The 8,775-nt window shown below is 71.7% G+C and carries 7 protein-coding genes and 1 pseudogene; 3 read left to right on the top strand and 5 right to left on the bottom strand.

Translation table 11 applies throughout. The features are described from left to right. The 3 genes and pseudogenes from BLQ73_RS33690 to BLQ73_RS31935 form a co-directional block, all read left to right on the top strand. Positions 1–366 (top strand): annotated as a pseudogene (locus BLQ73_RS33690) (ATP-grasp peptide maturase system methyltransferase); the annotation flags it as partial. A 143-nt stretch (positions 367–509) separates the two neighbouring features. Continuing rightward, a complete protein-coding gene (locus BLQ73_RS30495) occupies positions 510–1,328 on the top strand; it encodes an SAM-dependent methyltransferase (RefSeq protein WP_093176344.1) in 819 nt (272 codons plus the stop codon). A 159-nt stretch (positions 1,329–1,487) separates the two neighbouring features. After that, a complete protein-coding gene (locus tag BLQ73_RS31935) occupies positions 1,488–1,700 on the top strand; it encodes a hypothetical protein (RefSeq protein WP_143020549.1) in 213 nt (70 codons plus the stop codon). A 10-nt stretch (positions 1,701–1,710) separates the two neighbouring features. On the opposite strand, the gene BLQ73_RS30490 is transcribed toward BLQ73_RS31935, so the two are convergent. From BLQ73_RS30490 to BLQ73_RS30470, 5 genes are all read right to left on the bottom strand, one after another. Then, on the bottom strand, positions 1,711–3,024 hold the full coding sequence (locus BLQ73_RS30490; protein ID WP_093176341.1) for an ABC transporter permease: 1,314 nt from the start codon (positions 3,022–3,024) through the stop codon (positions 1,711–1,713). After that, positions 3,021–3,755, bottom strand: a complete 735-nt coding sequence (locus tag BLQ73_RS30485) for an ABC transporter ATP-binding protein (RefSeq protein ID WP_093176349.1) — start codon at positions 3,753–3,755, stop codon at positions 3,021–3,023. The genes BLQ73_RS30490 and BLQ73_RS30485 overlap by 4 nt, the downstream gene beginning before the upstream one ends. 229 nt (positions 3,756–3,984) lie before the next feature. Further along, positions 3,985–4,821: a phosphoenolpyruvate carboxykinase (ATP) gene (locus BLQ73_RS30480; protein ID WP_143020548.1), complete on the bottom strand. Its 837-nt coding sequence runs from the start codon at positions 4,819–4,821 to the stop codon at positions 3,985–3,987. Between the two features lie 151 nt (positions 4,822–4,972). Continuing rightward, a complete protein-coding gene (locus BLQ73_RS30475; RefSeq protein ID WP_093176336.1) occupies positions 4,973–5,323 on the bottom strand; it encodes a hypothetical protein in 351 nt (116 codons plus the stop codon). 299 nt (positions 5,324–5,622) lie between these two features. Beyond that, positions 5,623–8,775: type I polyketide synthase (locus BLQ73_RS30470; protein WP_143020547.1), on the bottom strand; the 3,153-nt coding region annotated here is incomplete at its 5' end.

Raw genomic sequence — 8,775 nt, 5'->3', positions numbered from 1 at the left:
TACCTGATCGGCCTTGGCGAGGAACGTGAAAGCCGGATCGACCCGAGCATTCTCGATGACTGGACCGGGTGTTTCGTCGCCCAGCTTGGGGCGCCCCCTGCTGAGAGGATGGGAGCGGGCGACGAAGTGATCTTGTTGGATGTCGCCACAGGATCACAGGCCAGCAGCACGAAGGCCGATTCAGGAGGCTGGAAAGTGCGCCAGCATGGCCCACTGCGGCTCTGGGACGCGGTGGAGAACGCAATCGAGACGTGGCAGAAAGCCGGGTCGCCCCACCAGTCGGAGTTCGGGCTCACAGTGAGTCGATCCGGCCAATGTGTGTGGCTCGGTGAGCCTGACGGACCTCGTTGGAGTTTGCCCGTCTGAGAAACAGTCGCGATCGTTTGGGGCGGCGCTGGCGGTGGTGGGGTTCCGGCGTCCGTCGGGGAATCGTCGTGTCGGACTTGTCGGAAAAGTGGAATGATCACCTGGTACGTCGGGGGGCCACTTACTCGCAGCGAAGAGGGCTCATGGCGCAAGAACAATCCGATTCCCCGCCGGATCCGCAGATCGACACCGCGACACCGCATTCCGCGCGGGTGTGGAACTACTGGCTGGGCGGCAAGGACAACTACGAGGTCGACCGGCAGGTCGGCGACCAGGTCCGCGAGGTGTATCCGCAGATCGTGGAGGTCGCCCGGCACTCCCGCGCCTTCCTCGGCCGCGCCGTACGCCACCTGGCCGGCGAGGCCGGGATCGCGCAGTTCCTCGACATCGGCACGGGACTCCCCACGGCCGACAACACCCACGAGGTCGCCCAGCGCCTCAACCCCGAATGCAAGATCGTATATGTCGACCACGACCCACTGGTGCTCGCACACGCCCGCGCACTTCTGACCAGCACCCCCGAAGGCGCGTGCGAGTACGTCGACGCGGACGTGCGCGATCCCGAGCTGATCCTGGAGCTCGCCACCGCCACCTTGGACTTCGGCCGGCCCATCGCGCTGATGATGCTGGGCATCCTGGGCAACGTGTGGGACGACGGGCAGGCGAAGGCGATTTGCGATCGCCTCGTGGCGGCGCTCCCTCCGGGCAGCTACCTGGTGCTGGAGGACGGCACCGACGTGGTCGACCCGGAGGCCTCGGCCCGCGCAGAGCAGACCCGCGCCGAGGCGGGCGACCCCTACCGCCTGCGCACCCTGCGGCAGATGGCCGGGTTCTTCGAGGGCCTGCACCTGCTGGAACCGGGCATCGTGTCGGTGTCGAGGTGGCGTCCGGAGGCGGCCCCCTGGGGGCTGCCCGACGAGGTCGCGGCCTTCTGCGGGGTCGCCCTCAAGCCTCTGCCGTAGTCCCCCAGGCCTAACGGTCTGCGGCGAGTTCGCGAAGGATTCCGTCGCGGTGGGCGAAGGCGGCGTGGTGGCCGCCCGGGACGAACTCGGCCGTGCCCCAGCGGAGGCGGTCGGCCAGGCGGCGCGCGAGTGTGACGGGACCTTCGGGTCGTCGAGCCCGTGCCAAATGCGGACGGGGCCGGGGACGTCCGCCGGGTCGAACCCCCACAGCCGCAGGTGACGCAGCAGGTCGTCCACCATGGCCGCGCCGCCCTGGAGGCCACCGGCGCGGACGTCGGCGGCGAAGGCGGCCTGTGCGCCGTCGGCGCTCAGCAGATCGCGGAACACCCGCAGGTCGGCGGGGGACTTCGCCGACGCTGCCGCAAGGGATGAAGGCCGCCGGTCAGCCGACCAGTGGGCCCCGCCGCGCCTTGCGGGTGGAGACCAGGGCACCGATCAGCCCGGCCGCGGTGCACACCGCGAGCAGACCGAGGTACTGCGGCGCGGAGTAGTCGAACCAGAGCCTGCCGGTCAGGACGCGGCCCAGGGTGAGCAGCCCGGCGGCGGCGATGGCGGTCCCGAGCAGGGCGCCGACGGCCACGGTGATCAGCGACTCCCAGACAAGGGCCCGGGTGAGCTGGGCGGGCCCGATCCCCACCGACCGCAGCAGCCGCAGCTCCTGGGCGCGGGCCGACATCGACATGGCGGTGGCGTTCAGCACCGAGATGACGGTGTAGAGCGCGGTCGACCCGACCAGGGCGGGCGCGATCCACTCGCCGACCTCCATCGTCGCCTGCCCGGCCGCGGTCTGCGTGGTGGCGGCGGCGAACACGAAGGTGCCCATCAGCGCCACGGTCAGCATCACCGGGGAGGCGACCGACGCCGCGCGGCGCGGCTGGGTCGCGAGCGACGCCCGGGCCAGCATGCCGGCGGCGGGGTCGAGCCAGGCCACGGGGGCCGCCAGGAGGTAGCCGAGGGCCCGCACGACGACGGTGCCCAGGGCCGAGGCGGCGACGCAGAGCGCCATCACCGCGCCGAGGATGATCTCCATGGCGCCGCCGCCTTCGGTCTGCCGGGAGGCCAGATCGAGCAGCACCACTCCCCCGGCCAGCGCCGCGGTGCCGACCAGGGCCCGGGGCCAAGGCAGGATGCGCTGCTCGGCGGCGCTGTCGCGGAGCACCTCCAGCGGCCCGGAGCGTACCGCCTTGCGCGCGGCGATCCGGGACGCCGCCAATGTCGCGACCATGCCGACGGCGGAGGCCACGATGAACGGCACCGGGGTGATCGCCACCGGGATGTCGGTGGGGGCGAACCCGACCCGGCGCAGGACGGCGGCGACGCCGTGGGCGTACGGCACGGCCAGCGCGCAGCCGACGGCGCTCGCGGCCGCGGCCACCACCAGCGCCTCCACGGTGACCAGGAGCCGCACTTGGCGCGGGGTCAAGCCGACCGACCGCAGCAGGCCCCACGCCCTGCGCTGGCGCATTACGTGCAGGCTGAGCATGCCCGACACCACGAAGACCGACACGAACGCCGAGATGACCGCCGAGGTGCCCACCAGGGCGCCGACCGCCTCCAGTTCCCCGCCGTCGGAGACGCCGGCGATCAGCAGGCCGCTGGAACCGACGAGTGTCACCGCGAGCAGGATCGTGGTGAAGGTGGCGGCGTAGGCCGCCGGGTTGGTCCGTACGTTGCTCCAGGCCAGGGTGGTCATCATCGGCTGCCGCCGAGCCGCGCGGCGATCTGGTCGACCGAGGGCCGCCGCAGGGAGTCCACGATGCGGCCGTCGGTTAAGAACAGGACGCCGTCGGCGTAGGTGGCGGCCTCGGGGTCGTGGGTGACCATGACCACGGTCTGGCCGTAGGTGTCGGCCGCCTCCCGCAGCAGCGCCAGCACCTCGTGGCCGGTGCCGCGGTCCAGCGCGCCGGTGGGCTCGTCGGCGAACAGCACCTCGGGCCGGCTGAGCAGCGCGCGGGCGATCGCCACGCGCTGCTGCTGGCCGCCCGACAGTTGCGCCGGCCGGTGCCTTTCCCGACCCGCCAGTCCGACGCGTTGCAGCAGGTCGCGCACCCGCGCGGGGTCGGGCCTGCGGCGGGCCAGGCGGGTGGGCAGGACGGTGTTCTGCGCGGCGGTGAGGGAGGGCACCAGGTTGAACGACTGGAAGACGACGCCCACATGGTCGCGGCGGAGCTCCGCGAGCTCCTTCTCGCGCAGGCGGGTGATGTCGCGCCCGGCGATGCGCACCGAGCCCGTCTGCGGGCGGTCCAGGCCGGAGGCGCACTGCAGCAGGGTGCTCTTGCCCGACCCGGAGGGTCCCATGACGGCGGTAAAGCTGCCGCGGGGGAAGCCGACGGTGACATGTCGCAGCGCGGCCACCTCGGTGGGGCCTTTGCCGTAGGTTCTGCTGACGTCCTGTAGGTGGACGGCGTAGTCGTCGGGATCGTTCATGATCACTAGGGTGTCCCGGGCGCGTCGGCGGCTGCATCGGGTATTGCCCCGGTTGGTCCCTTAGAGGTCCCCTGCGCCTCAGGGTAGGGCCTCGGTGACGTCCGGTAGGGGCCCGGCTGTCCCCCCAGGCCCCCCTAGGGGTGCGGGCGCCGCCATCGTGGACCACGGTCGCGGCGGTGACTCCCGGATTCGTCAGGGGGACGGGTAGGGCGGGAGGCTACCAGCCCGGTCAGGGCTTCAGGAGGGTGTCGAGGAGTTCAGCGTTCACCTCGACACCGTGCGTGAGTATCAGTCCGTGGTGCGGAAGTGCCTGCAAGTGCGCGGCAGCTCGGGCACGGGAGGAGTCATAGCCGCCGATCGGGGCTCGTACGAGCTGGAAGATGTCGGGGTAGCGGTCCTCGGCCTTGGCCATGAAGTCGTCATCGGACAGGATGCGCGCGGACTGGGCCAGGCACGGCTGGTCGGCCGCCGCGTCTACCTGCGGGAACAGCAAGGCAGCCGCGTCTCCTTCCTGTGCCAGGCCGACGCCGAACCATTCGGTGAACTGCACCGGCCAGATCTGCGCTTTGAGTTCTTTGCCGCCATCCCACAACGGATTCCGGCGTCCCTGCAAGAGGGCGTCCGTAACCCGCGCATCCTGTGTCGGGTGCAGGGCTTCGCAGGCGAGGAGCCGCTCCCGCACGATGTCGTACCATCCGAGCGCTTCCAGCAGGCCCAGCCCGACGGCGGCGGCCAAGGGCCACGGCACGATGCGCACCCGGTCGTCCTCGGCGCGGACGAACACCCGGTCGTTGGCGAGCAGTTCCCACTCACCGGCCCGGGTGAGCGTGAGCGCGATGGTGGTCTTGCCGGAGCCCTTGCCTCCGAACGCCAGCATCACACGGTCCTTGCGGGAGAACGCGGAGGCGTGCAGGAGCGACCAGCCGTCCCGGATGAGCTGGCCCCGGACCATCTCCCGGGCCAGGCGGGCAACGGCGGTGGCCAGAGTCTCGGAGTCGCACCCGGTGATGGAGAGCATCCCGGACTCGGGGTGCGAGCGGTAGGCGAGCCGCTCTGCGGGGCACACCGCGGCGATCGCCCCTTAGGGTCTGCGCGTTGGCGGGGATGTTGTGGCGCAGGGCGAGCAGGTCAACCAGCTGCGAGGCCGCGCCCAGGGCCTGCTGGTGTTCTTCCGGTAGTGCATGGCGTGGTGTCACGCGTGGTCCTCCCGTCCGTGATCAGGAGCTGGGGTCCTCGGCGTTGTGATGGGGCTGCCGAGGCTGCCTGGCCCGGTTGGCTGGTCGTTTGTCGCGTAGCGCCTCAGCGGAGGAGCCTGCTCGGTGCGGCCCGGCTGCGCCAGGCAGCCCGAGCAGGAAGGCGACGCGGTCGGCGGTGGCCGACTCATCGCCCTGCTCGCCGAGCTCGTATCCGTAATCCGTGAGGTAGCTACCGTTGACGGCGCCAACGGCCTCGCGGACGTGTGGGGGCAGGGGATTTCTGATGTTTGGCGGGCCGTCGTCCCCATCTGCTACGAACAGCCCGCGCACTTTGAGCAGCCCGGTCAGAATGGCCGAGTGGTTGGCTTCCACGGGCTCAATCTCACTGCAGAGGGTGAGCGTGCGGAATCTGACAACCTATGACACGGAGTTGATCAATGCCTCTAGCCGTGGCGATTACCGGGACAAGGTCTACTGGCCATCGTGAACTCGACTGGTATGGACAACCGCACCCATCTGCCCCCGCTGCGAGCCCTGGCCCTCAAGGCGATCATCGACGAACCGTAGGAGGCCCCGTGCCCCGCCCCACGCTCGCGTCCCTCACTACCCTGCGGCTCTGCGGCCCGGTCGGCGCACCGGCGTACTTCTCCGATCCCGACGACTGGCAGGCGTCAGGACAGGCCGAGTTCGTTGTCGAGGAGGTCGAAGACCTCGTCGTCGGAGGCGGTGTCGAAGTCGAACTCCCCGGTGGTTGCGGACGGCGAGTCGCCGCGCAGGGTGTTCCACCTGGTCTTGAGGACTTCCAGGCGGCCCGCGACCTGGTCGAAGAGGTCGGCGTCCACCTCGATCCCGCTGAAGGCTTTCTCCAGTTTGGCGAGGTCGGCGAGTAGGGCCTCGGGGCCGGTTTCCGGGGCGGGGGTGAGGCCGAGCCTGCCGTACAGGTGGGCGGAGAGTTCGGCGGTCGTCGGGTAGTCGAAGACGAGGGTGGCGGGGAGGCGGACGCCGGTGAGGGCGGTCAGCCGGTTGCGGAGTTCGACGGCGGTCAGGGAGTCGAAGCCGAGGTGTTGGAAGGCCAGTCCCGGGTCGACGTCGGCTGGTGCGGCGTGGCCGAGTACGGCGGCGACCTGGCCGCGGACGGCCTCCAGCAGCATTTCGCGCTGCTCTTCGCGGCCGAGCCCGGCCAGGCGGCGGGTGAGGTCCGCGTCGGCGGCAGCCGTACGCCGCGGGGGCATGCGGACGAGGCCCCGCAGAAGGGGCGGCACCTCGCCTCGGGTGCGCAGCGCGGCGAAGTCCAGCCGGGCCGGCACCACGTCGGGGTGGGCGCCTGCGACTGCGGTGTCGAACAGGGCCAGGCCCTGTTCGGGGGTGATCGGGGGCATTCCCGCCCGTGCCATGCGTTCGGCGTCGCCGTCGGCCATGCCGCTGGTTTGGGCCCATGGGCCCCAGGCCAGGGACACGCCGGGCAGTCCTCGCGCGCGGCGGTGTCGTGCGAGGGCGTCAAGGAAGGCGTTGGCGGCGGCGTAGTTGGCCTGGCCGGCGTTGCCCAAGGTTCCGGCGGCCGAGGAGAACAGGATGAAAGCCGAAATATCGAGATCCTTGGTGGCTTGGTGGAGGTGCCAGGCCGCGTCGGCCTTCGGCCGCAGCACCGCGGCGAGGCGGTCGGGCGTCAACGTCTCCACCACGCCGTCGTCCAGCACACCCGCCGCGTGCACCACTACGCTGACGCGGTGCCGCCCCACCAGGTCACGCACCGCCGCGGCGTCGGCGAGGTCGCACGCCTCGACCGCGAGCTCGGCACCGACCCCGGTCAGTTCGGCCACCAGTTCCGGAACACCGTCCGCGTCCGGACCCCGGCGACTCACCAGCACGAGCCTCCGCACCCCGTGGCGCTCTGCCAGATGCCGGGCCATGATCCGCCCAAGACCACCAGTGCCCCCGGTGAGCAGCACAGTGCCCTCGGTGGCGAACACGCCGTCCGGTTCGGCGCTGTCTGGTCCGGCGCTGTCTGGTTCGGCGCTGTGCGGTGCCACCCGGGCGAGCCTGGCCGCCAGCACCCGGCCGCCTCGCAGCAGCACCTGAGGCTCGTCCGCGGCCAGCGCTTGAGGGAGTACGGCGAAAGCCTCGTCGTCGGCCACGTCCACCAGGACGAACCGGCCCGGGTGCTCGGACTGGGCCGAACGCACCAGCCCCCACACCGACGCACCCGCCAGATCGTCACCGTCCACCGCGCCCCGGGTGACGAACACCACGCGGGCGCCCGAGAACCGCTCATCGCGCAGCCAGTCCTGCAGCAGGGCCAGCGCGCGTGCCGCCACCGCGTGAACCAGGCGCTCCACCTCGCCCGACGCCTCGGCGAACACCGGCACCAGCACAACATCGGGGACGCCGGAGGCCGCCACCGAGTCCAGATCGGGGTGGACCTCGCCGGGCAGAGCTTCGGCCCATCCGGGCAATCCGGTGTCCCACGCGGGGGTGGCGCCGACGGGGAGTTCGGTCTCCCGGTCGAGATGGCCGGGCTCGCAGCCGGGAGTCAGGGCGACCACTCCGAAGCTTTCACGACTGCCTTCGTATGCCCCGGCCGGTTCCACGGGAGACCAGTCCACGCGGAACAGCGCGTCGGACACCACGCCGGTCCCGTGGGCGGTGAGGGGGCGTGTCGTCAGAGCCTCCACGGATGCGATAGGCGCACCCGACATGTCGGCGATGGCCAGGGACACAGCGTCCCCGCCGCCCCGCGTGACCCTCACCCGGACGGCGGATGCGCCCGAAGCGTGCACCGACACGCCGGACCAGGCGAACGGCACGGCCGGCTGTGCCGTACCGTGCGCCTCGCCACCGGCGGCGAGGACGTGCAGGCAGGCGTCGAACAGGGCCGGGTGCAGGCCGAAGCCGCCACCGTCGACCTCTTCCGGCAGGGCCACCTCGGCGAACAGCTCGTCGTCTCGCCGCCACACCGCCCGAAGCCCTTGGAACGCCGGGCCGTAGTCGAAACCGGCGTCCGCGAGCCCGGCGTAAACGTCTGCGGTGTCCAGCGGACGCGCCCCCGGCGGCGGCCACGTGGCGGCGTCGAACAGGGTCGGCTCCGCCGTGCGGCCCGCGAGCACGCCTGTCGCGTGCTCGACCCAGGGAGCCCGCTCGTCGCCGTCGCCGCGGGAGAACATACTCACCGTGCGGTTGCCCGCGCTGTCCGCCGCCCCCACGCTCACCTGCACGTTCACGCCCCCACGGTCCGGCAGCACGAGCGGCGCGGCGAGCGTCAGCTCCTCCACCGCCCCGCAGCCGACCTCGCCCGCCGCCCACGCGGCCATGTCGAGCAGCGCCGTGCCGGGAACCAGCACCGCCCCCATGACCACGTGGTCGGCCAGCCACGGCTGCGCCGCTCTCGACAGCTTTCCGGTGAACAGGAACCTGTCGCTGCCGGCCACTTCCAGCGCCCCGGACAGCAGCGGATGGCCCGCGGCCCCCCGCGCGTCCGCCCGTGCGCGTCCGCCTGTCGGCCAGTAGCGCCGCCGCTGGAACGCATAGGTCGGCAGGTCGGTCGGACGTGCGCCCGTGCCGTCGAACAGCGCCGCCCAGTCGAGCTCCACGCCGTCGACATGCAGCCGGGCCATCGCGTGCAGCGCGGCCTGCTCTTCGGGCCGGCCGCGCCGCAGCAGGGGGACCACGACGGCCTCGTCGTCGTCCACCATGGCCGACAGCACACCGTCGGGGCCGAGTTCGAGGAACCTTGTCACGCCGTGCCGGTGGAGGGTGTGGATGCCGTCGGCGAAGCGTACGGCTTCGCGCACGTGCCGCACCCAGTAGTCCGGTGAGCAGAGGTCGGC

The sequence above is a fragment of the Sinosporangium album genome (assembly GCF_900100605.1).
In the GTDB taxonomy this organism is placed as follows: Bacteria; Actinomycetota; Actinomycetes; order Streptosporangiales; family Streptosporangiaceae; genus Sinosporangium; species Sinosporangium album.
The sequence above is the reverse complement of the archived record's forward strand: the minus strand, read 5'-3'. Positions and strand labels throughout refer to the sequence as shown.